Source organism: Mesorhizobium sp. M7A.F.Ca.MR.148.00.0.0, from assembly GCF_003997735.1.
GTDB lineage: Bacteria > Pseudomonadota > Alphaproteobacteria > Rhizobiales > Rhizobiaceae > Mesorhizobium.
On the sequence record NZ_RZTB01000052.1, the window covers coordinates 19,225 to 42,218 of the forward strand.

Sequence of the window (22,994 nt, forward strand, 5' to 3'; positions counted from 1 at the left end):
TTGTTCAAGGCCAGAGCGGATGGGCTGGCGGGCGGCAGGAACGCTTACAGCGATGGCCCCAATCGGATCGGACTGCCGTCGCTGAAACGGGATTGACGGAACCTGTAGAGATTGTGCCCGGTCTCGTTGCCTTGGACGAGGTCGGACAGCACACGGCCAATGCCGGGTCCGATGCCGAAGCCGTGACCACTCATCCCGGTCGCTATGACGAGACCTGGGATCGCAGCGGCGCGATCGACGATGGGCACGACATCAGGCATCGCATCGATCATGCCCGCCCAGCTCGCCTTGATCGGCACAGTCGTGAACTGAGGGAAAAGCTCCCTGAACCCGCGGTCGATGGCGCGAAGCGCCGACGTCTCGGGAGCGGGATTGAGGACCCGCATCCGTTCGAAAGGGCTTTCTTCATCCGCGTTCCATCTGCGCGGCGTCGACCAGCCATCCGGGTATCCTCGCGGCGCGGCCGGCAGGTAGCGCGTGCCGAAGGGATTGGCCATCAGGGCGCTGAAATATTTGCCCGCATGGCGAAATGCGTCCGGCCCTATGTAGAGTTGGCTACTGCCTCCCGATGCGAGCGTATACCCGCCATCCTGCCTGCGCCGGAAAGCGATGCGTTCATCCGCGGCGGCACCGGTGTGGATTTCCGGCATCGGTGCTGTCGCGGCGACGGTCGCCCTGACGCTGAGCTGCGGAATCGAGATGCCGTGGGCGCGCAGAAAGAGCGACGTCCACGCGCCGCTGGCGACGACGACGCTCGAGGTCGCGATGTGCCCTTTCTCGGTCCAGACGCCACTGATGCGTCCCGCGGAGATGTCAAGCATACGTGCCGCGCAATTTTCGATGATCGTCACACCTTCGCGGGCCGCCAGGCGAGCAAGCGCGGGCACCGCGACCCAAGGTTCCGCCCGCATGTCCGATGGGGTGATCATTGCGCCTTTGAACGGTCGCGACATGGCAGGGATCAGGCTTGCCAACTCACCTTGATCGAGGAGACGCGTGTCGACGCCATGAGCCTGGGCAATCTCGAGAAACTTCGCGAAACCGGCCATCTCCTTGTCTGTCCGCCCAAGATAGGTAACGCCCGTCTGCTTCAGTCCTATGTCCTCGCCACATTCCTGCGCCAGTTGCCGCCAGAGGCGCTGCGCTTCGATGACGATCGGCAGTTCGTCGGCATCGCGGCCCTGCTGCCGGATCCAGCCCCAATTGCGCGAGGATTGCTCGGCGGCGATGCGGCCCTTTTCCAGCAGCGTCACCGAGACGTTCCGTCGCGCCAGGAACAGTGCCGTGCTCACGCCAATGACCCCGCCGCCGATGATCACGACGTCCGAAGTCTTCGGCAGGGGATGCTGGAACTGGATCGGGGTGGCTTCGGTGAAGGGGAAGATTGTCAAAGAGCACCGTCCTTCTTGGTATGCTGCGGCGACATCCGGTCCACGCTGGCAGCGATATCTGGGCAGCGATATCTGGCCGCCGTGAAATGTCGATACCACGCGAGGAGATTGATCGTCAGCTAGTGCTTGCAGACAAGAACGGCGACAGATCGCGGGTCTGGAAGAGCCCTGGCCAATGAGTCCTGAAACCGTCGGCAGGCCGGCCCAACTCTTGAGCGCGAAGGCCAGAATGCAATAGGTATCACAAAACCGCCAAAATGGCTCAAGGGCCAGAGCAATTCCGCAAAATCGTCCAACCAATCAATTACTTACAGGAAAAATCCGATGGTACCGTTGGCTGGGATCGAACCAGCGACCTCCGGATCCACAATCCGGCGCTCTAACCATCTGAGCTACAACGGCACGTTGCCTGAGCGGATCGAAACAGAAACTCATCCGCCCGCTCTGTCGTTCGGCGATGCGTCCTTACGGGCTTATGGATTCTAATTCAAGGCTTTTGGAAAGCAAAGGTCACTTCCCCACATCGACGCGGCATTTGCCCAGCAAGAAGGCGCAGGCAAGGACCGGGCGCTGGACAAAGAAAAAGGCCGGCGGGAGGAGGTGCCGGCCTTTTCCTGTTACGAGCCAGCGGGAGGAGGTGCTGGCTGGTCACCCCGGGGAGCAGAGGGAGGAGGTTCCACTCACCGGGTATTCCATGATGGCTGCTATCATACACCTGATCGTTTTTAAGAAAATGCGACCTTTTGTTGCATCTTCAGATCATGCGCAAATGTTAGGCAACCTTGATTTCCTTCATCGCCTTCTCGAAGGCGGTCTTGATCGGCTTGGAGACGTCCTCGGCCGCCTTGGAGGCAACGGCCTGGAAGTCCTTGGCCTGCTCGACGGTCGATTCGACGCGCTTGCGCAGGAAGGCGGTCTGCAGCTCGACGACTTCCGACAGCGACTTGGCGCCGATCAGGGCTTCGAGGTGGGAAAAGCCGGCCTCGGCATTGGCACGCAAAGCGGAGATGGTCTTGAGCGACAGGTCGTTGGAAACGGTCTTGGCGGTCTCGTAGGTCGACTCCAGAGCCTTCTGGGTCTCCTCGGCGCCGGTCTTCAGCTTGGCATAGGCCTCTTTCGACTGCTCAACGCCCTTTTCGGCGAAGGCGCGCATCTGGTCGGTGGCCTTGGAAGCGTCGAAGCTCGGGAATTCAACGTTTTCGATCGTCTCGGCGGTCTTGGTCCTGGACATTTTCCATCCTTTTCAGCGGCAGCGGCTTTGACAGAAAGCCGTCTCGTTCCTGTATGATGGCAATATAAAGGCAAATTTTGTGCATTGCAATATCTTTGTTGCAGTGCACCATAAATTTCTTTTGGGCCGTTAACCAAGAGCCCAGATTCCAGCCTTTGCACGTTCTGGCTTGTGGACCTTCGCGCCTCCGGCTTTTATTAACAAAGCGTTAACTGCAAAATCGCCGCTCCGTGAGGTCCGCCAAGCGCATGCCGTCCGAATATTCCTTCCTCGATGTCGCCGTGCTCGACGCGGTCCGCCAGCGCTTTGCGGCAGGCGACGCGATCGCGATCCTGTCGGCGGATCTGGAGCAGGTGATCTGGGCCAACGGGCCAGGAGCCGCGATGTTCGGTTATCCCGACATCGAGGCGATCATCGGCGCGTCGACGCAGTTGCCTGTGATCGCCAGGCGCCAGATCATGGCGACCAGCGGATTTCCCGAGATTGGCAGTGACCGCGCCATCATGGTGCGGCTGGCGACCGGCATGACCAGCCGCGCCGTCGGCTTCCTGGCCAGTGCGGTGACCATGCCGGACGCCGAAAAGGCGATCATGCTGGCAGTGCCGGCGGCTCAGACCGGGTCACGCAGTGCCGGCGAAATCGCCGCGCGCGCCATTAGCGGCCTCACCGAGGATGGTCATTTCATCGCCTTTGTCGATGCTGGGGGCACCGTCGAGGCGGCCTCGGAAGGATTTTCGGCATTGGGCATCCTGCCGGAGACGCTAGCGGCACTGGTAGCCGACGTCGCAGCCGAGAGCGACCGCATCGTCAAGCGCCTTGTCCCCGGCGGCACGGCCTCCTACCCGGCAGGGCTGGCAAGATTGACCGAGGAGCGGCATCTGCTGGTGGTGATCGACGAGGACCAGCTCGACGACACAGCCCCTGCGGGCGAACATCCTACGCAAACCATTGCCGAAACGGCACCTGCTGGCGACGCGGCTTCCCAGCCGGAACAGGGTCGCGAGGCACCGACCGACGAACCGAGCGCCTCGCAGCCGGCCGGCGACATCGCCGCATCGCAGCAGCATGAAATCGCCGATGCGATCGGACAGGCGCCGACGGCGGCCAACAGCGATCAGCCGGCAGCAGAGCGCATGCCCGCGCAGCACGACCATTGGTACTTCAACGCCGGCGAGGACGGAGGGCAACAGGCGCCGCGACCTGCCGCGTCCGGACCTGAAGCTCCGGCCGAACCGGCGGCCCTGGAAGTCCAGGCCACCTCTGCGGCCGCGCCGACGACCGTCTCGGCTATAGACCGCGCAGCGGCGCCGGTGCGCTTCGTCTGGCGCACCGATGCCGAAGGCAAGTTCAGCGCGCTGTCGCCGGAATTCGCCGACATCGTTGGCAAGCCGGCGGCCGACGTGATCGGCCGCCGCTTCAGGGATGTCGCCGCTACATTCGGCCTCGACCCCTCCGGCGAGATATCAGGGCTCCTCGAACGGCGCGATACCTGGTCCGGGCGCTCCGTGCTGTGGCCGGTCGTCGGCACCGATCTGAAGATACCGGTCGACCTGGCGGCGCTGCCTGTCTATGGCCGCAGCCGCGCCTTCGAGGGTTTCCGCGGCTTCGGCGTCGCCCGCGCCAGTGATGCGGTGGTCGACCCGGAAGCGATCGGCATGGCGCTGGTGCCCAATAGCCAGGCGCCGGCGACGCCGGAACCGCAAGTCATCCAACCCGCGCCCGAACAGCCGAACGCCGAAGAGCCCAAGACCGAGGACACGCAGGCATCGGATCCGTTCAAGGGCGAGGTGCCGGCGCTGACCATCGTGCCGAAACAGGAGCGGCGCTTTGCCGATAAGGTGATCCGGCTCGCCGAACATCGCCAGCCTGCCAACGACAAGGGCCTGTCGACCCTGGAACGCAGCGCGTTCCGCGAAATCGGCGAGCGGCTGAAGAAGGATAGCGCTCCGGTCGAGCCGCCAGAGACCGAGACTGTGGAGGCATCGGCAGCGGAGACCGAGGCTCCGGTCAATGCGTCCGACGACCCGATGCGCACCGACGGCATCCCTGCGTCAGGGCCAGAGAACGAACCGGTCGAGGCATCCGATGTCGATGCCGAAGACGAGCGGGATCTGGCACGGCTTGACGGTCACGCGGACGAAGCGGCTCGTGACGCCCGCTCGGGGGTGAATGTGACGGGCTCGTTGCTCGACTATGCCGGCCAAGATGACGAACGTGGCCCCGTGGCGGCGGAACCAGAGAACACAGCTGCCGTTTCGCCCGGCGAAGAGCCTGAAGCCACTGACGCGACACATGATGGCCTCGATGACGACAGCATGACGTCGGCGGATTTTCGCGATGCCGAAGACAGTGAGGATTGGGCGCAGCCCGACGAGGAAGCCGCGTCGCCCGACGAGCAGGCGGTTGCCGAGAAAACCGTCAATGCAGTCGACGCTGCGGAAATACCCCTTGAGCGCCCTCGCCTGCAGGTTCCGCCGCTCAAGGCCGAAGGGTTCGTGCCGTCGGCGTTTTCCGCCGGAGATGAACACAAGGCTCCGGACACGTCGCTGCTCGGCAAGCTGCCCGTGCCGCTGCTCATCCATTCCGGGGACCGGTTGCACTATGCGAATGAGGAATTCCTCAGCCTGACGGGTTACGAGGCGCTTGACGATCTGGCGGATGCCGGCGGCCTCGGCGCGTTGTTTGCCGACCCCTATGCCGACGACGGCGTTTCCGACGGCACCGATCGCGCGCTGCGGCTGAAAACGCGTGACGGACAGGAATTCCCGATCGAGGCCATTTTGCGCTCGGTCCCCTGGCGCGACGGCAAGGCGCTGATGCTGGTCGTGCGACGCTCCGGCGAGGATGATGCGCCGGCGAGCCTGCATGTGGTTGGCGACGAGCAGACGCAGCCGGATATTTCCGAACTCAAGGCGCGCATCGCCGAGATGCGCACCATTATCGACACCGCCACCGACGGCGTCGTGCTGATCGGCCGTGACGGCACCATCCGATCGATCAGCCGGCCTGCCGAAGCGCTGTTCGGCTTCGACAGCGACGATGTGACCGGCAAGCCGTTCGCCTCGCTGTTTGCGATCGAAAGCCAGCGCGCGGCGCGCGACTATCTCAACGGACTGTCCGAACCCGGCGTGGCGAGTGTCATGAACGACGGCCGCGAGGTGATCGGGCGCGAGTCGCAAGGACGCTTCATTCCGCTGTTCATGACCATCGGCCGGCTGCCCAACGACAGCGGCTTCTGCGCCGTCGTTCGCGACATCACGCAGTGGAAGCGGGCCGAAGAGGACTTGACGCAGGCACGTGCGGTGGCCGAGCGCGCGTCCTCGCAGAAGACCGATTTCCTGGCCCGCATCAGCCACGAGATCCGCACCCCGCTCAATGCCATCATCGGTTTTTCGGAATTGATGGTCGACGAGAAGTTCGGACCTGTCGCCAACGATCGCTACCGCGACTATCTGCGCGATATCAACCGCTCGGGCAATCATGTGCTCGATCTGGTCAACGACCTGCTCGACATCTCCAAGATCGAGGCCGGCCAGCAGGAGATGGCCTATGAAGCGGTGTCGCTCAACGACACGCTGGCCGAGACGGTGGCGATGATGCAGCCGCAGGCCAACCGCGAACGGGTCATCATCCGCTCCAGCTTCGCTTCGCGGCTGCCGGAAGTGGTGGCGGACCTGCGCAGCGTGCGCCAGATTGCGCTCAACATCCTGTCGAATGCCATCCGTTACACCCAGGCCGGCGGCCAGGTGATCGTCTCGACCGCCTATGAGACGTCGGGCGACGTCGTCATGCGGGTGCGCGACACCGGCATCGGCATGAGCCATGCCGAGATCGAGCAGGCGCTAAAGCCGTTCAAGCAGATCAACGCGCTGAAGCGCGGACGCGGTGACGGTACCGGGCTTGGACTGCCGTTGACCAAAGCGATGGTGGAAGCCAACCGTGCCCGGTTCACCATCAATTCGACACCGGGCGAAGGCACTCTGGTCGAGGTCGCTTTTCCGTCGACCCGTGTGCTCGCGGAATAGATCAGCCCTCTCCGCGGTTCGGTCTCGATAAAAAGAAAAGGCGCCCAAAGGGCGCCTTAAGAGATGGGATTGCTGTCACAACGGGGGCTTGAGCGAATTCGGATCCTCGGGGCTGAGGAACGGGATTTCTCCCTCAAGTTACCTGCGACTATCGACGCCGGACCTTAACAACTCCTTACCGGAGTGCCGGAAAATTTACGAATGTGTACCACTCATGAAATCTAGGTAAATTCTAGCGAGATATTTCGTTAACCATGCCGGAAAGGCCTTTTTCATGCATGTCGTTGTCTCAAAACCGGACCACTTTTGAGCGACATGCAGTAGCAGCTACTCGGCCAGCTGCGGCAGGTTCTTGAACAGGTCGAGCGCTTCCGGGTTGGCGAGCGCTTCCTTGTTCTTGATGGCGCGGCCGTGCACCACGTCGCGCACCGCGAGTTCGGTGATCTTACCCGACTTGGTGCGGGGAATATCCGACACGGCAACGATCCTGGCCGGGACATGGCGGGGACTGGCGCCACTGCGGATCTTGGCGCGGATGCGTTTTTCCAGATTTTCGTCGAGCTGCGCGCCGGCGGCCAGGCGCACGAACAGTACGACGCGCACGTCGTTGTCGAAGTCCTGGCCGATGCACAGCGCTTCCAGAATCTCCGGCATCTGTTCGACCTGGTTGTAGATCTCCGCCGTGCCGATGCGCACGCCGCCCGGGTTGAGCGTGGCGTCGGAGCGGCCATGGATGATCAGGCCGCCATGCGCGGTCCATTCGGCGAAATCGCCGTGACACCAGACATTGTCGAAGCGCTCGAAATAGGCCGCCCGGTACTTCTTGCCATCGGGGTCGTTCCAAAAGCCGATCGGCATCGCCGGAAAGGCTTGTGCGCAGACCAACTCGCCCTTTTCCTGCCGGACCGGCCTGCCGTCGTCGTCCCAGACATCGACGGCCAGGCCGAGGCCAGGTCCCTGGATCTCGCCGGTCCAGACCGGCTGCGTCGGCACGCCGAGCACGAAGCAGGAGACGATGTCGGTGCCGCCGGAGACCGAGGCCAGATGCACGTCCTTCTTGATGCCATCATAGACGAAGCGGAAATCTTCCGGCGACAGCGGCGAGCCGGTGGAGGAGATTGCACGCACAGTGGACAGATCATGCGTGCGGATCGGCTTGAGGCCGGCCTTGCGCACGGAATCGATGAACTTGGCCGAGGTGCCGAGGAACGTCATCTTCTCGGCATCGGCGAAATCGAACAGCACACTGCCGTCGGGGTAGAAGGGCGAACCGTCATAGAGCAGCAATGTGGCCCCCGAAGCGAGCCCCGACACCAGCCAGTTCCACATCATCCAGCCGCAGGTGGTGAAGTAGAAGAAGCGGTCGCCATCGGTGAGACCGGCATGCAGCCGGTGTTCCTTGACATGCTGGATCAGCGTGCCGCCGGCCGAATGGACGATGCATTTGGGAATGCCGGTCGTTCCCGACGAAAACAGGATGTAGAGCGGATGCGAAAACGGCAGCGGCTCGAAGGCAACGGGCTTGCCGACGAAGGGCGACAGCGCCTCTTCCAGCGCTACCGCCTTGTCGATGGTCCCGGCGATATCGCTCGATGTGCCGAGATAGTCGACGACCAGGATCTTGCGGACAGTGCCGAGCTTGGCCGCGACCGCGGCGATCTTGTCGGCGACCTCGATCGCCTTGCCATTGTACCAATAGCCATCCGGCGCGATGAAGACGACGGGCTCGATCTGGCCGAACCTGTCGAGCACGCCCTGCTCGCCGAAGTCGGGAGAGCAGGACGACCAGACGGCACCGATCGAGGCCGCGGCCAGCATGGCGGCGACGGTCTCCGGCATGTTGGGCATCATGGCGGCAATGCGGTCGCCCTTCTTCACGTTGAGCGACAGGAAAAGCTGCTGCAGCCGCGAGGTCAGCGCGTGCAACGCGTTCCAGGACAGCCGGCGCTCGACCTTGTCTTCGCCGCGAAACACGATTGCGTCGCCTGAGCCGGTCTTCTTCAGCAGATTCTCAGCGAAATTCAGTGTCGCATCGGGAAAGAAAGAAGCGCCGGGCATCTTGTCGCCGTCGACGAGCAGGTTATCGCCCTTGTCGCCGACGATGCCGCAGAAATCCCAGACCAGGCTCCAGAACCCCTCACGATCCTCGACCGACCAGGCATGAAGCTGCGAATACGAGGAAAACGCACCGCCGGCTTTCACTCCGGCGGCCTTGGTGAAGGCGGTCAAGGGTGCTGCGTCAATCTGGTCTTGCGTCGGGGTCCAGAGCGGTTGTTCGGCAGCCATGATCGTTCCTCCACGGTCGCCATCGCTTATGCATATCGCAGCGCAGCAGAGCAAGATTTTGTTCGGCTGATGCGACCAGATGTGCGCAAATGCCATCGCCGGGCCATAAAGACTTGAAATGCCTCAGCCCTAAGTCGTAGTGACAACTTGAAGTCGTGGTGGCGGCCGGAAGTGTGGTCACGACTGCAGTCGTGGTGACGACCGGGGTTACACCCGTCGGGCGATTTGTCGGAATGGAAGCATACGGGGCCATATGCCATCATCTATGATCCGGCGCGGAATATGGGCGATCGGCGCTGCCGTGATCGTCGTCGCGCTGGTCGTTGCCGCCCTGCCGCTGATTGCCTCCACCCGTATCGTGCGCGACCGCATCGCCTGGGAAATGAGCGCGTGGAGCGGCTTCCGGGTCGCCATCGACGGTTCGCCGCGCATCGAGGTCTGGCCGACATTCCGGGCAATCCTGACCGATGTGACGCTTTCACAATGGACCGACACCGAGGCGCCGCCGGTGGTCGAGGCAGAACGGGTCGAGGTCGACCTTTCCGCCATGGCGGCGCTGCGCGGCGACGTGGTGTTTTCGACGGCGCGGCTGGTGCGGCCGACGATCCGGGTCCAGCGCACGCCTGCCGGCCTTTTCCTGCCCGCTGTCCCCACCGGCGGGCGCATCACGCGTTCCATCGACACGGCGCGCGGCGTGGTCAATGCCGACCCCGCCAAGCCGGACCTCGACAAGCTGCCTACCGACACCTTCGGCACGGTCGAGTTTCGCGACGGCCGAATGGTAGCCTCCATCGGCGGCAAGGACGTCGAGATCCTCAGCAGTTTAAACGGTCAGGCGAATTGGGCCGCGATGAACAGCAATGCGACGCTGTCGGCAACAGGGATCTGGCGGGGCGAAAGCGTCGCGCTGGACGTCGCCTCGGCCAGACCACTTGTGCTGTTTGCCGGCGGCACGGCGCCGCTGACGCTGTCCTTCAAGGCGGCACCCGCCACCTTCTCGTTCGACGGCACGGCCAGCATGTCTGAAAATACCTATTTCGACGGTCAGGCGAAGTTCTCGGCACCCTCGCTGCGGCGTGTCCTGGAATGGTCGCAGGCCGGCATCGCTCCAGGTGCGGCGATCGGCTCGGTCAGCATTTCGAGCAAGATCACCGCGACCGGCGGGCGCGTCAAGTTCGACAACACGGCGATTGCGCTCGACAACAATCCGGGGATGGGTGCGCTGGACCTCTCGCTTGGGGAAGCACAACCGGTGATCTCCGGTACGCTCGCCTTCGACACGCTCGACCTCAGATCGTTTCTTTCGGCCTTCACCCCGCTGGTGCCGACCGGAGGGGCGGGACCCGGCGAAATCGACACAAGTTTCGCCGACAAGATCAATCTCGATCTGAGGCTGTCGGCAGCCCACGCCACGGCGGGGCCTATCCAGCTCGCCGATGTCGCCGCCACCGCCCAGGTCAAGGATGGTCTGTCCGTCTTCGACATCTCCGATGCCTCGGCCTTCGGCGGCAACATCCAGACCAGCCTTCGCTTCGATCGCAAGCCGGAGGGCTCGCAGGTCGAAATCCGCCTTCTGGCGTCCGACATCGACGGCGGTGCGTTCGGCACGGCGGCAGGGATGACGCGGCTGGTGCCGGTCGGCACGGGCACCGTCTCGGTGATCCTCAAGGGGCCGGGCAGAACCTGGGATTCCATCTTCGACAATGCCGACGGCTCGGTCTCGGCGACCTTCGGGCCGGGTGCGTTGAGCAAGCTCAACCTGCCGGCCTTCCTCAAACATACCGAACAGGGCGGCTTCTTCGCGCTCGACGATGTCTCTGACGGGACATTGCCGATCGACGGCGCCGAGATCAAGGCCACCATTTCGAAGGGCGTGGCGCGGATCGACAAGGCCGAGGCCAATTCAGCGAAGTACAAGATCTGGCTGTCCGGCATCGCGTCCTACGCCGGGCGCGGACTGGCCTTGTCCGGCGGCGTCATTCAGCCTGACCAGGCGGCAACGCAGGCCAACGGCCAGCAAGGTCCCAACCAGTCATCATTCTTCGTCGGCGGAACCTGGAGCACGCCGTTCATTTCCCCGATCAGCCGCGGCGTTTCGGGGGAATAGGCGACACTGCGCCTTCTGTCTTTCACCCGCGCTGCGCCACCTGCTCGTCGAGCTGGCGCTGCACCTCACGCCGCTTGTTGGCAAGCGAGGCGATGATGACGCCCATCGCCACGACGGCGATCAAAATGGTACAGGCGGCGTTGATTTCCGGCGTCACGCCGAGGCGAACCTGGCTGTAGATCTTCATCGGCAGCGTCGTCGCGCCCGGCCCGGAGGTGAAGCTTGCGATAACCAGATCGTCGAGCGAAAGCGTGAAAGCCAGCATCCAGCCGGAGACGATCGCCGGCATGATGACCGGCAGTGTGATCTGGAAGAAGGTCTTCACCGGCGTTGCGCCAAGATCCATCGCGGCTTCTTCCAGCGAGCGGTCGAAGGTCATGAGGCGCGACTGCACGACCACGGCGACGAAGCACATGGTCAGCGTGATATGGGCGAGCGTCACGGTGAGAAAGCCACGGTCGAGCCCGACCGCGACGAAGAGCAGCAGCAGCGACAGGCCGGTGATCACTTCCGGCATGACCAGCGGCGCAAAGACCATGCCGGAGAACAGCACCCTGCCCTTGAAGCGCGTATAGCGGGTCAAGGTGAGTGCCGCCAGCGTGCCGAGAACGGTCGCTACCGTGGCCGAGATCAGGCCAACGCGCGCCGTCACCCAGGTCGCGTCCATGAGGCCCTGATTGTGGAACAGCGAGACGTACCATTTGGTCGAGAAACCACCCCAGACCGTAACCAGTTTCGACTCGTTGAACGAGAAGACGATGAGCAGCACGATCGGCAGATAGAGAAAGGCAAAGCCAAGCACGATCGAAGTGATGTTGAAGCGGCTCCAGGTGGCGTTCATGAGGTCACCTATCCATTTCCTGAGCGCGCGCCTGGGCCCGCTGGAAGAGCATGATCGGCACGATCAGCAGCAACAGCAGGATGACGGCAACGGCCGACGATACCGGCCAGTCGCGATTGGCGAAGAACTCGTTCCACAACGTCTTGCCGATCATCAGCGTCTGCGAGCCGCCGAGCAGATCGGGAATGACGAACTCGCCGACGGCCGGAATGAACACCAGCAGACAGCCGGCGATGACGCCGGGCAGCGACAGCGGGAAGGTGATCTTCCAGAACGCACTTGTCGGCGGACAGCCGAGATCCTTGGCTGCCTCGATCAGCGAATAGTCCATCTTCTCAAGCGCGGAATAGAGCGGTAACACCATGAACGGCAGGTAGGAATAGACGATGCCTATGAAGATCGCCGTATAGGTGTTGAGGATGATCAGCGGCTGGTGGATGACGCCGGTGGCGAGCAGCAGCTGATTGAGCAGCCCTTCGGGCTTGAGAATGCCGATCCAGGCATAGACGCGGATCAGGAACGAGGTCCAGAACGGCAGGATCACCAGCATCAGCAAGGTCGGGCGGATCGTCGCCGGCGCGCGAGCCATGCCGTACGCGATGGGATAGCCGACAAGCAATGTCAGGACCGTCGAGATCGCGGCGATGATGACGCTGGTCACATAGGCGTTGAAGTAGAGCGCGTCCTGCGTCAGCCAGGTGTAATTGTCGAGGCTGAGTTGCTTCAACTGAGCCAGGAACCCGGAAATGCCGCCGCTGAAATCGAGCGCCGGCGTATAGGGCGGAATGGCGATTGCCGTCTGCGACAGCGAGATCTTGAAGACGATGAGGAACGGAATGAGGAAGAAAAACAGCAGCCAGACATAGGGGATGATGATGACCAGTCGGCCAACGAAGGCAGCACCCAGCCTGGCAACGATGGATTTGCCGGCATTGGATGCCGGAGAGGCTGATGAGGTGGTGACGGCGGCGCTCGACATGGTCGCCCCTACCGCGTCAGCACGACGCCGGCATCGGGCCGGAAGGAAACCCAGGCGCGGTCGTTCCAGCTCAACGGATCCTCGGTGATGCGGGCCGCGTTCATGGTGCTCGCGCGCACCACCTGGCCGTCGTCCAGCCTGACATGGTAGACGGTCATGTCGCCGAGATAGGCGATGTCGTAGACCTCCCCCTCGATGGCGTTGACCGCCTCGGCCGGCTTTTTCGACGACACCTTGATCTTTTCGGGCCTGATGGCGAAGGTGACGGCCGTCCCGGCGCCGGCGGTGCCGGCATTGTCGGTGCGGATGGTGAGGCCGTTGCCGGCATCGATGCTGGCGCTGCCGGCCTCGCCACGCGCGATCTTGCCCTCGAACATGTTCACATTGCCGACGAAGCCGGCGACGAAGCGCGATCCCGGCGCCTCGTAGACTTCGGCCGGCGTTGCCACCTGCATCACCTCGCCCTTGTCGATGATGGCGATGCGATCGGCCATGGTCATCGCCTCTTCCTGGTCGTGGGTGACGACGACGAAGGTCAGGCCGAGGTTCTGCTGCAAATCCATCAGTTCGAACTGCGTCTCTTCGCGCAGCTTCTTGTCCAACGCGCCGAGCGGCTCGTCGAGCAGCAACACCTTCGGCCGCTTGGCGACCGAGCGGGCGAGCGCGACGCGCTGGCGCTGGCCGCCGGACAGTTGGTGCGGCTTGCGCTTGGCGAACTGCTCGAGTTTGACCAGCTTCAGCATCTCGGCAACGCGCGATGCGATTTCGGGCTTCGGCATGCCGTCCTGCTTGAGGCCGAAGGCGATGTTGTTCTCGACCGTCATATGCGGGAACAGCGCATAGGACTGGAACATCATGTTGACAGGCCGCCGGTACGGCGGGATGCCGCGCAGATCCTGGCCGTCAAGCAGAATGCGGCCGGCTGTCGGCTCCTCGAAGCCGGCGAGCATCCTGAGCAGCGTCGACTTTCCGCAACCGGAGGCGCCGAGCAGCGCGAAGAACTCGCGCTCGAAGATGGTCAGAGACAGATTGTTGACGGCGGTGAAGTCACCGAACTTCTTGGTGACGTTGTCGAACTGGATGTACGGCTTGGCATTCGGGTCGTTCCACGGTGCAAAATCCCTGCGGATGCTGCCAAGCGATTTCATATCCCACTCCGTCCTGATTTTCTCGCTTCATGCCCCAGGTAGAAACGGTCCCGGCAGGTGGCTGCCGGGACCGTGTCGGATTGCTTACTGGCCAGTGACGATCTTGGTCCAGGTGCGCGTGATGACACGCTGGGTCTTGGGATCGTATGGCGAGACGGTGTAGAGCTTCTTTATGGTCTCGGCATCGGGATAAACCGAAGGATCCTCCAACAATGCCTTGTCGACGAATTGCTGCGAAGCCTTGTTGCCGTTTGCGTAGAGCACGTAGTTCGACGACTTGGCGATAACTTCCGGCTTCATCATGTAGTTGATGAACTCGAGCGCCTCCGCCACATGCGGCGCGTCGGCAGGGATTGCCATCTGGTCGAACCACATCTGCGCGCCCTCCTTCGGCACGGAATAGCCGATTTCGACGCCCTGCTTGGCCTCGACCGCGCGGTTGCGGGCCTGGAACACGTCACCCGACCAGCCGACCGCCAGGCAGATATCACCGTTGGCGAGCGCGTTGATGTATTCGGAGGAATGGAACTTCCTGATGTAAGGCCGCACCTTGAGCAAGGTCTCCTCGGCCTTGGCGATATCATCGGGTGACGTGCTGTTCGGGTCGAGGTTGAGATATTTCAACGCCGCCGGGATGATATCTGCCGGCGAGTCCAGCACGTAGACGCCGCAGTCCTTCAATTTGGCCAGGCTATCGGGATTGAAGAAGACGTCCCAGCTGTCGATCTTGTCAGTGCCAAGCGCCGCCTGCACCTTCTTGATGTTGTAGCCGATGCCAACCGTGCCCCACATGTAGTTGACCGAGTATTCGTTGCCGGGGTCATATTTGGCGGTTCGCTCGGTAACCGTGTCCCACATGTTGGAAATGTTGGGCAGTTTCGACTTGTCGAGCTTCTGGAACACGCCGGCCTGGATCTGGCGCGCAAGGAAATTGCCGCTGGGCACGACGACGTCATAGCCGCTGCCGCCGGCAAGCAGCTTGGTCTCAAGGATTTCGTTGGAATCGAAGGTGTCATAGACGACCTTGATGCCGGTTTCCTTGGTGAAATCGTCGATGATCGAACTGTCGATGTAGTCCGACCAGTTGAAGACGTTGACGACACGATCCGCGGCGTGACCGCCGACGGTGAACAATGTCAGGAATGCCGAGGTTGCCGAAAGCCAGAGCGCTTTGCGGATCATGCTATTCTCCTTTGATGAGTGTTCCTTCACCGGCTCGTCGTGGTATCAGCGCGACCGGGCTTTGTTTCAGACTATTGAGCTTTCCAAGGGGCGACAAGCGCGAACTGCCGACACCATGCAGGCGGTTCGATGAGCGGCAAGAGATGGCTCTGTGTCCCTGCGGCGGCCTGGGAGGCGTGCCGCTATCGTCAGAGGCTTTCGCCGTGGCGCGGGCAAAGATACGACGATGTGATCCGGTCTCGATCTGACCGGGGGGGAGACTTGGCAAGATACGCCTGTCTTGTTGTTGCCGTATTCCCAGCCTGCCCGCGCGGCTACGAAGTTGTCAATGGCAAAGCTGCGCGCCGCCTCAATTAGGCGACGGCACTCCGGTAACCCCAGCGCGCTCGGGCCGTGTCTGGCGCTTGAATTCGAGCCCGATATGGACGAGCAAGGCCGTCACCACCACCGTGCCGCCAATGATGGTGCGCGCCGACGGCACCTCGGAATGGATGAGCCAGACCCATATCGGGCCGAGGATCGGCTCGAACGTGCCGAGCAGAGCCGCGATGGCCGCAGGGATCAATCGTGCGCCGGTGGCGAAGAAGGCGAGGCCGATGCCGAGATTGATCACGCCGAAAGCAAAGAGAAAACCCATGTCACTGACCGATACAGTGAATGTCGATGCCTGCGAGGCGGCAAAGCCGGCCGCAAGCATGGTGCCGAGGCAGGTCGCCGGCGTCATGCGTACACTGGAAAACCGCCGGGTGATGACGGTGGCGATCGAGAACATGACCGCGATCAACAGCGCCAGCCCGTCGCCTATGGGCGAGACGGCGCCGTTAAGCGATTCCGACACCATGATGGCGACGCCTGCGATGACGGCGGCAATCGCCACCCAGGTCGTGATACCAACCCTTTCGCGGAACAATGCCCAGGCAAACAGCGCCGCCAGCAACGGCACGCCTGCCTGCATCAAAAGGATGTTGGCGACGGTGGTGTAGGCCAGCGCCACGACGAAGGCGGTCGATGCGGTGGCAAAGCAGATCCCGACGGCAAGGCCGGGCAGACCCATGTCGTGGAACAGCTTCAACGTGCCACGCCAGCCGTCACGCCAGACCATGAAGCAGACCAGGAAGGCGGCTGCCCAGACGGATCGCCAGAAAATGACCGTCCAGCTGTCACCGACAGTGATGAAGCGGGCGATGGTGCCGCCGAAACTCCACATCAGCGCCGACAGGAAGACCAAAAGCATGCCGACGCGCTCCTCGCGCGGCGAGACGGCTGGCGATGCGACGATCGGCGATGCGGTATCGATCATGAGCGCGACTGTCGAGCTTTTGTGGACGGGACGATGCGCAAGGGACGACAAAAAGATGCTCTGTTCGCGTAACGCAAAGGCGCAGGCCGGAACTGAGCCAGCGGCCGGCGACAATTATGGCACCTTGCCCCCATTTCAGAGGACACGGCGTCACTGGAAATCGAAGGCACTCAGGCCCGTCACCATCTCGTCGAGGCCGAGCGGGCGCGTCACCGGCGGCTCAGCCCGCGCCAGGCAGCCGACGCGTTCGCAAAGCCGGCAGGCAGGGCCGACCGGCGTCGCCGCGATGCCGCCGGCCTTTGCGGTGATTGCCGCACCGGGCAATGCCGCGCCATAGACGATTTCGTCCCGAAAGCCGATGTCGCAGCCGAGCAGCAGCGCGGTGCGGCGCGGACGTTCCGAGAATGCGCCTTGCGGCCCTTCCAGCGTGCGGGCGATGCACAGGAACTCGGCGCCGTCGGGCATTTCCACTGCCTCGACGAAGACCTGGCCGGGTTGGGTGAAGGCAACATGCACGGGCAGCTTGGGACAGCCGCCGCCAAAGCGGCTTTGTGGAAAGCCCTGGCTGCCGGCCTTGCGGAAGCGGTTGCCTGCATTGTCGACCTCCAGCATGAAGAACGGCACCCCCGAGGCACCCTGCCGCTGCAGCATGGTCAGCCGGTTGGCTGCCTGTTCGAAGGAGACGCCGAAGCGCGAACGCAAGACATCGATGTCGTAGCGGGCGCGCACGGCAGCCGCATGAAAGGCCTGATAAGGCATCATCAGCGCATGCGCCGCATAACGGCCAAGTTCGAAGCGGGCCAGGCGGCGCGCCTCGTCGGTGCTCAGCTTGAGCGCCTGGATCTCGCCGGCGACCGCGACCGTCATGCGGATCAGGCAGGCCTCCATCGCGACTTCGCGCAACTGGTCGAACGGCGACAGGCGTTCGGACAGGAACAGGCGCTGCGAATGACGATCATAACGGCGGCGCCAGTTCGGCATGGTGGCGACCGGCAGCACCTTGACCACGATGCCGTATTCGCGCTTCAGCCAGGCCTTCAGCGCGCCGAACAGATCGTCGCCGGGATCGAGCACCGAGGTGAACGCCGCTGCCTCCCCCTCGAGGGCAGTGAAATGGTTCGGCCGGCGCTCGAAAATCTCGTGCACCTCGTCGATCGGCAGGCGGGCGCCGGAAAGCGCCGTCGCCCGACCTTCGCGCGCCAACAGTTCGTTGAGGTCGGACAGGCGCTCGGCCTGCTCGCGATAGGCGCGGAACAGTTTTATCACCGCCGCGGACGCGTTGGGCGCGGCCTCGGCAAGCTCGATCAGTTCCTGATCTCCCGGCAACTCGCCGACCAGCAGGGGATCGGTGAACACTTCCTTCAAGGCAGCGACAGATCCCCTCGCCTCGCCCTGCAGCTCGTGTGGATCGACCTTGTAGACGGAGGCCAGTCTGAGGATCAGCTGCACCGTCAGCGGCCGCTGGTTGCGCTCGATCAGATTGAGATAGGACGGTGAAATGCCGAGGCCCTCGGCCATCGCCGTCTGGGTCAGGCCCTTGGCATTGCGGATGCGGCGGATGCGCGGCCCGGCGAAGATCTTCTGGTCAGCCACGGACTGTCCTTTACAGCAATTTACACGAACTTTTTGGGCTCTGGCCTTTTACAATAATGACAAATTTACAACGCACCTCTGTCAAACGCAACACAGGTTTTCTCTTATATTCCGTCGGCTTCCCGGATTTTTGTGGCTGATTTCGCGCAGAAATGTAAATCCAGTCATGCCCAACGACCCCAAATTCTCGACGCCTTGAGACAGTTCAGCAATTCCTCGGAGTGACCAATGACTGATTTTTACAACCTCGTCCCATCGGCCCCGGAAGGTCGGTTCGACGGTATCGAACGGCCCTACTCCGCGGCGGATGTGAAGCGTCTGCGCGGTTCGGTGCAGATCCGTCAGAGCCTCGCCGAAATGGGTGCCAACCGGCTGTGGAAGCTCATCCATGAGGAGGACTTCGTCAACGCGCTCGGTGCCATGTCCGGCAATCAGGCGATGCAGCAGGTGCGCGCCGGACTGAAAGCGATCTACCTGTCGGGCTGGCAGGTTGCCGCCGACGCCAACACGGCTGGCGCGATGTATCCGGACCAGTCGCTCTATCCGGCCAATGCAGCGCCCGAACTGGTCAAGCGCATCAACCGGACGCTGCAGCGCGCCGACCAGATCGAAACGTCCGAAGGCAACGGGCTTTCCGTCGAGACATGGTTCGCGCCGATCGTCGCCGACGCGGAAGCCGGTTTCGGCGGACCGCTCAACGCCTTCGAAATCATGAAGGCCTTCATCGAGGCGGGCGCCGCCGGCGTCCATTATGAGGACCAGTTGGCGTCGGAAAAGAAATGCGGCCATCTCGGCGGCAAGGTGCTGATCCCGACCGCGGCGCACATCCGCAACCTCAACGCCGCGCGCCTAGCGGCGGACGTGATGGGCACGCCGACCCTGGTCGTCGCGCGCACCGATGCGGAAGCCGCCAAGCTGCTCACCTCCGACATCGACGAACGCGACCAGCCTTTCGTCGACTACGACGCCGGGCGCACGGTGGAAGGCTTCTACCATGTCAGGAACGGCATCGAGCCCTGCATCGCCCGCGCCATCGCCTATGCGCCTTACGCGGATCTGATCTGGTGCGAGACCTCGAAGCCGGACCTGACGCAGGCCAGGAAATTCGCCGAGGGCGTGCGCAAGCATCATCCCGACAAGCTGCTCGCCTACAATTGCTCGCCGTCGTTCAACTGGAAGAAGAACCTCGACGACGCGACGATCGCCAGGTTCCAGAAGGAGCTCGGCGCGATGGGCTACAAGTTCCAGTTCATCACGCTCGCCGGCTTCCACCAGCTCAACTACGGCATGTTCGAACTGGCGCGCGGCTACAAGGCGCGGCAGATGGCGGCCTATTCCGAGTTGCAGGAAGCGGAGTTCGCGGCCGAGGCCGATGGCTACACCGCGACCAAACATCAGCGCGAAGTCGGCACCGGCTATTTCGACGCCGTGTCGATGGCGATCACCGGCGGCCAGTCATCGACCACCGCCATGCATGAATCGACCGAGCACGCGCAGTTCAAACCGGCCGCGGAATAGCGAGCAGCAAAGTACAGAGGAAACGCCCAACAGGGCTGGGAACACAGGAGAAGACCAATGGCATCGATAAGCCGCGTCAAGGAACGCGCCGAGGAACAGTCGACGACGATGAGTGTCGACCAGCAGGCGACGATCCGCATGCTGGCCAACGACCTGCACCGCCTCAACCAGTCGGTGATGAAGGCGGTCGAGGCGGGCGTCTCGGTGGAGCTCGTGCGCTCGGCACGACATCATGGCGGCGACGGCAACTGGGGCGATCTGCTGATCCCGGTGATCGTCACGCAGCAGCGCCACGGCTGACCGGAATCCATGCAACCGGCCCTTCACCTGCGCAGCCCCTGCGCAGGTGAATTTTCTTTTTATGAAACGCACGTGTGGACAGTTGAGTACAGTAGCGTTGCTTGAAATTCACTGCTCCGGCGATGATTTCAGGCACTTTTATTTCAACTTGACATAGGCTCCGATCTCACGCCAATTGCGCTCCGGATTCAACTCTGCATTGAAATAGGGGCGAGCTTCTTGGCTGACTTGTGTGCCCGGTGAATCGCGAAGGCGAGACTCCAAGACATCCGAATCCGGTGACCCGCGACTCAACCACCGAGGCGGTCCGCGATCCGTCGCAGGTGCTTGTCGTCGGGAAATCGCCGATCAATCGCGTGGTGATTTCAAAGATCGTCGAGCGATCCGGGCTCAAGCCGATTTCCGAATCTCCCGACACGGCGGCAAGGATCTTGCGGTCGCTCATTCCCGGCGCGGTTGTCCTCGACGGCGGCGCAGACAACAAGGACTGCGACAATCTGATGTCCAGCATCGACGCGTTGCGCCGCGCCTCGGGCAAATCGCTGCCACCGGTAATCCTGCTGTCAACCAAGAACGGCACGACGGAAAGTCTGGGCCTGTCTGGTATCATCGACGTGGTGGTCGCCAAGCCGATCACGCCCGAACGGTTGCAACCGCTGATCGATCGCCTGATCGGCCGCTAAGGCAATTGCGGGAAAAGTACGCAGGCGGTTTTCCGTCCGGAATTGAGCAAACCAGGTAAGGCCCGGCGATCACGGATCGATGATGCTTTCGATCAGTCCGGGCAGTTGTCCGAGATCGGATATCTGGCGGAACCTCGATTCGGTTACCGGCGCCTCGACATGCTCCAGCACCCATGTCAGTTCATGCGGCACATGGACACCCCAGCCGCCGGCCTCTATGGCCGGCACCACATCCGACTTCAGCGAGTTGCCGACCATCATGCTTTTCGCCGGACCATCACCGTGGCGGTTGAAGAGCCTGCTATAGGTGGCTGCATTCTTGTCACTGACGATCTCGACCGCGTCGAACAGATCGCCAAGGCCTGAGCCAGCCAGCTTGCGCTCCTGATCGAAGAGGTCGCCCTTGGTGATCAGCACGAGGCGGAATGCGCCGGCAAGCTTTTCGACCGTCTCGCGGGCGTGCGGCAAGGCCTCGATCGGATGGCTCAGCATCTCGCGGCCGGCATCGAGAATCTCCGCTATGACCGAAGCCGGCACGCGGCCTTGCGTGACCTCGATCGCCGTCTCGATCATCGACAGGGTAAATCCCTTGATGCCGAAGCCATAGACGGCGAGGTTGCGCCTTTCGGCCTCCAGCAATCGTGCCGAGATATGCTCGGCTTCGCCATGGTCGACGAGCATGGCGGCAAAGCGCTTTTCCGTCAGCCGGAAGAACTGCTCGTTCTGCCACAGCGTGTCGTCGGCATCGAATCCGATCGTTGTCAGTTCGCCGTTGGGCCGCATTCAATTTCTCGATTAAGATTTGGGCCTCGATTGGAATTGCGACGGCCGAAACTAGGCCGATTGGCGTGATTTTCAACCGCGCCGGCCAATGCCCGACGCGGCTCCCCTTCCCTTCCATAGGAGGGCACGGCTATACTCCACAATCCGCAACCCAATCTGGTGAATGATGCCGCCTGCAAAAAAGGAAGTCCGTCCGTCGAGCCGCGGAGGACGCGCCCGCACGCCTGCCTTCGTGAAAAACCAACGGGGCGTCAAGAACTGGAAGGAAGTCAGCGCCTGGCTGGAGTGGCGCGGCATCGAGGACATCGAGTGCATCACGCCCGATCAGGCAGGCGTTGCGCGTGGCAAGATGATGCCATCGAAGAAATTCACCTCCAACACCTCGCTGGCGCTGCCGTCGGCAGTCTTCATGACGACGATTTCCGGCGGCTACCCCGAGGATGGCAATGGCTTCCATTATCCGGAAGACGACGGCGACCTCAAACTGATGCCCGATCTGTCGACGCTGACGGTGGTGCCCTGGGAAGAAGACCCGACGGCCGCGGTCATCTGCGATCTCGTCCACCAGGACGGACGCTCGGTCGAGTTCACGCCGCGCAACGTGTTGAAGCGTGTGGTGGCTGCCTATGACAGGCTCGGCCTGAAGCCAGTGGTGGCGCCCGAGATCGAGTTCTACCTCGTGCGCAAGAATCCCGATCCGGACTATCCGCTGACCCCGCCGGTCGGCCGGTCGGGACGCGCGATCGGTGGCGGCGCCGGCTATTCGATCGCCGGCGTCAACGAATTCGACGAACTGATCGACGACATCTACCATTTCTCCGAAAGCCAGGGCCTGGAGATCGATACGCTGATCCACGAGGAGGGCGCCGGCCAGTTGGAGATCAATCTGCGCCACGGCGACCCGATCGAACTGGCCGACCAGGTGTTCATGTTCAAGCGAACCATTCGCGAGGCAGCACTCAAGCACGAGATCTATGCCACCTTCATGGCCAAGCCCATCCAGGGGCAACCCGGCTCCGCCATGCACATCCATCAGTCGATCATCGACAAGAAGACCGGACAGAACATCTTTTCGGCCGCTGACGGCTCGGAAACCGACGATTTTTTCCACTTCATCGGCGGCATGCAGAAGCATGTGCCGAACGCACTTGTGATGTTCGCGCCCTATGTCAATTCCTACCGCCGGCTGACGCAGGCGGCGTCGGCGCCGGTCAACAACAAATGGGGCTATGACAACCGCACCACGGCGTTTCGTGTGCCGCGCTCGGATCCGGCGGCGCGGCGCGTCGAAAACCGCATCCCGTCCTCCGATGCCAACCCCTATCTGGCGCTGGCGGCATCGCTTGCCTGCGGGCTGATCGGCATCACCAACAAGATCAAGGCCGAGCCTCCCGTCCTGACCACCGCCAATGCCGACGAAATCGACCTGCCGCGCGGCCTGCTCGAAGCCGTCGACCTGTTCGAGGGCGACGAGGAACTCTGCGCGCATCTGGGCAAGTCCTTCGCCGCCACCTATGCGGCGATCAAACGGGCGGAGTTCGAGACCTTCATGGAAGTGATCAGCCCGTGGGAGCGGGAGTATTTGTTGCTCAACGTTTAGGGGAGTAGGGGAGTAGGGGAGTAGGGG

At 62.6% G+C, this 22,994-nt stretch carries 16 protein-coding genes and 1 tRNA gene; 6 read left to right on the plus strand and 11 right to left on the minus strand.

The window, feature by feature from the left end; translation table 11 throughout:
- Nucleotides 1–44 precede the first annotated feature (44 nt).
- The 3 genes from EOB49_RS19410 to EOB49_RS19420 form a co-directional block, all read right to left on the minus strand.
- On the minus strand, nucleotides 45–1,391 hold the full coding sequence (locus EOB49_RS19410) for an FAD-binding oxidoreductase (protein WP_127381933.1): 1,347 nt from the start codon (nucleotides 1,389–1,391) through the stop codon (nucleotides 45–47).
- Nucleotides 1,392–1,716: 325 nt separating this feature from the next.
- Nucleotides 1,717–1,793 (minus strand) — tRNA-His (locus tag EOB49_RS19415).
- A gap of 370 nt (nucleotides 1,794–2,163) precedes the next feature.
- Entirely contained in the window at nucleotides 2,164–2,622 is a 459-nt protein-coding gene (locus EOB49_RS19420) for a phasin (protein WP_127327947.1), read from the minus strand.
- 248 nt (nucleotides 2,623–2,870) lie between these two features.
- Between EOB49_RS19420 and EOB49_RS19425 the strand changes: the two genes are divergently transcribed.
- Nucleotides 2,871–6,647: a PAS domain S-box protein gene (locus EOB49_RS19425; RefSeq protein WP_127381934.1), complete on the plus strand. Its 3,777-nt coding sequence runs from the start codon at nucleotides 2,871–2,873 to the stop codon at nucleotides 6,645–6,647.
- Between the two features lie 327 nt (nucleotides 6,648–6,974).
- On the opposite strand, the gene EOB49_RS19430 is transcribed toward EOB49_RS19425, so the two are convergent.
- Nucleotides 6,975–8,933, minus strand: coding sequence for an acetoacetate--CoA ligase (locus tag EOB49_RS19430; protein ID WP_127381926.1), 1,959 nt, complete (start codon nucleotides 8,931–8,933; stop codon nucleotides 6,975–6,977).
- Nucleotides 8,934–9,186: 253 nt separating this feature from the next.
- Between EOB49_RS19430 and EOB49_RS19435 the strand changes: the two genes are divergently transcribed.
- Nucleotides 9,187–11,040: an AsmA family protein gene (locus tag EOB49_RS19435; RefSeq protein WP_127272203.1), complete on the plus strand. Its 1,854-nt coding sequence runs from the start codon at nucleotides 9,187–9,189 to the stop codon at nucleotides 11,038–11,040.
- A gap of 22 nt (nucleotides 11,041–11,062) precedes the next feature.
- On the opposite strand, the gene EOB49_RS19440 is transcribed toward EOB49_RS19435, so the two are convergent.
- The 6 genes from EOB49_RS19440 to EOB49_RS19465 all read right to left on the minus strand — a co-directional run bounded on the left by EOB49_RS19440 (nucleotide 11,063) and on the right by EOB49_RS19465 (nucleotide 18,083).
- Entirely contained in the window at nucleotides 11,063–11,881 is an 819-nt protein-coding gene (locus tag EOB49_RS19440) for an ABC transporter permease subunit (protein ID WP_127271643.1), read from the minus strand.
- A 4-nt stretch (nucleotides 11,882–11,885) separates the two neighbouring features.
- Nucleotides 11,886–12,860, minus strand: a complete 975-nt coding sequence (locus EOB49_RS19445) for an ABC transporter permease subunit (protein ID WP_127381927.1) — start codon at nucleotides 12,858–12,860, stop codon at nucleotides 11,886–11,888.
- Nucleotides 12,861–12,868: 8 nt separating this feature from the next.
- Entirely contained in the window at nucleotides 12,869–14,008 is a 1,140-nt protein-coding gene (locus EOB49_RS19450; protein ID WP_127272201.1) for an ABC transporter ATP-binding protein, read from the minus strand.
- A gap of 84 nt (nucleotides 14,009–14,092) precedes the next feature.
- Nucleotides 14,093–15,190: a polyamine ABC transporter substrate-binding protein gene (locus tag EOB49_RS19455; RefSeq protein ID WP_127268369.1), complete on the minus strand. Its 1,098-nt coding sequence runs from the start codon at nucleotides 15,188–15,190 to the stop codon at nucleotides 14,093–14,095.
- Between the two features lie 349 nt (nucleotides 15,191–15,539).
- Nucleotides 15,540–16,490: a DMT family transporter gene (locus tag EOB49_RS19460; protein WP_127381928.1), complete on the minus strand. Its 951-nt coding sequence runs from the start codon at nucleotides 16,488–16,490 to the stop codon at nucleotides 15,540–15,542.
- Nucleotides 16,491–16,640: 150 nt separating this feature from the next.
- The gene (locus EOB49_RS19465) at nucleotides 16,641–18,083 is read right to left on the minus strand and encodes an XRE family transcriptional regulator (RefSeq protein WP_127381929.1); all 1,443 of its coding nucleotides are present in this window, start codon (nucleotides 18,081–18,083) and stop codon (nucleotides 16,641–16,643) included.
- Between the two features lie 228 nt (nucleotides 18,084–18,311).
- Between EOB49_RS19465 and aceA the strand changes: the two genes are divergently transcribed.
- The 3 genes from aceA to EOB49_RS19480 all read left to right on the plus strand — a co-directional run bounded on the left by aceA (nucleotide 18,312) and on the right by EOB49_RS19480 (nucleotide 20,584).
- Nucleotides 18,312–19,601, plus strand: coding sequence for an isocitrate lyase (aceA, locus tag EOB49_RS19470; protein WP_127268366.1), 1,290 nt, complete (start codon nucleotides 18,312–18,314; stop codon nucleotides 19,599–19,601).
- A gap of 57 nt (nucleotides 19,602–19,658) precedes the next feature.
- A complete protein-coding gene (locus EOB49_RS19475) occupies nucleotides 19,659–19,901 on the plus strand; it encodes a hypothetical protein (RefSeq protein ID WP_112625246.1) in 243 nt (80 codons plus the stop codon).
- Between the two features lie 278 nt (nucleotides 19,902–20,179).
- On the plus strand, nucleotides 20,180–20,584 hold the full coding sequence (locus EOB49_RS19480) for a response regulator (RefSeq protein ID WP_245472759.1): 405 nt from the start codon (nucleotides 20,180–20,182) through the stop codon (nucleotides 20,582–20,584).
- Between the two features lie 69 nt (nucleotides 20,585–20,653).
- On the opposite strand, the gene EOB49_RS19485 is transcribed toward EOB49_RS19480, so the two are convergent.
- Nucleotides 20,654–21,367, minus strand: coding sequence for an HAD family hydrolase (locus tag EOB49_RS19485; RefSeq protein WP_127381931.1), 714 nt, complete (start codon nucleotides 21,365–21,367; stop codon nucleotides 20,654–20,656).
- 163 nt (nucleotides 21,368–21,530) lie between these two features.
- Between EOB49_RS19485 and EOB49_RS19490 the strand changes: the two genes are divergently transcribed.
- The gene (locus EOB49_RS19490; RefSeq protein WP_164781739.1) at nucleotides 21,531–22,967 is read left to right on the plus strand and encodes a glutamine synthetase family protein; all 1,437 of its coding nucleotides are present in this window, start codon (nucleotides 21,531–21,533) and stop codon (nucleotides 22,965–22,967) included.
- Nucleotides 22,968–22,994: the final 27 nt, after the last annotated feature.

Coding starts and splice junctions, on each gene's coding strand:
- EOB49_RS19420 (WP_127327947.1), bottom strand. CDS start 2,622: ATGTCCAGGACCAAGACCGCCGAGACGATCGAAAACGTTGAATTCCCG.
- EOB49_RS19425 (WP_127381934.1), top strand. CDS start 2,871: ATGCCGTCCGAATATTCCTTCCTCGATGTCGCCGTGCTCGACGCGGTC.
- EOB49_RS19430 (WP_127381926.1), bottom strand. CDS start 8,933: ATGGCTGCCGAACAACCGCTCTGGACCCCGACGCAAGACCAGATTGAC.
- EOB49_RS19435 (WP_127272203.1), top strand. CDS start 9,187: ATGCCATCATCTATGATCCGGCGCGGAATATGGGCGATCGGCGCTGCC.
- EOB49_RS19440 (WP_127271643.1), bottom strand. CDS start 11,881: ATGAACGCCACCTGGAGCCGCTTCAACATCACTTCGATCGTGCTTGGC.
- EOB49_RS19445 (WP_127381927.1), bottom strand. CDS start 12,860: ATGTCGAGCGCCGCCGTCACCACCTCATCAGCCTCTCCGGCATCCAAT.
- EOB49_RS19450 (WP_127272201.1), bottom strand. CDS start 14,008: ATGAAATCGCTTGGCAGCATCCGCAGGGATTTTGCACCGTGGAACGAC.
- EOB49_RS19455 (WP_127268369.1), bottom strand. CDS start 15,190: ATGATCCGCAAAGCGCTCTGGCTTTCGGCAACCTCGGCATTCCTGACA.
- EOB49_RS19460 (WP_127381928.1), bottom strand. CDS start 16,490: ATGATCGATACCGCATCGCCGATCGTCGCATCGCCAGCCGTCTCGCCG.
- aceA (WP_127268366.1), top strand. CDS start 18,312: ATGACTGATTTTTACAACCTCGTCCCATCGGCCCCGGAAGGTCGGTTC.
- EOB49_RS19475 (WP_112625246.1), top strand. CDS start 19,659: ATGGCATCGATAAGCCGCGTCAAGGAACGCGCCGAGGAACAGTCGACG.
- EOB49_RS19485 (WP_127381931.1), bottom strand. CDS start 21,367: ATGCGGCCCAACGGCGAACTGACAACGATCGGATTCGATGCCGACGAC.
- EOB49_RS19490 (WP_164781739.1), top strand. CDS start 21,531: ATGATGCCGCCTGCAAAAAAGGAAGTCCGTCCGTCGAGCCGCGGAGGA.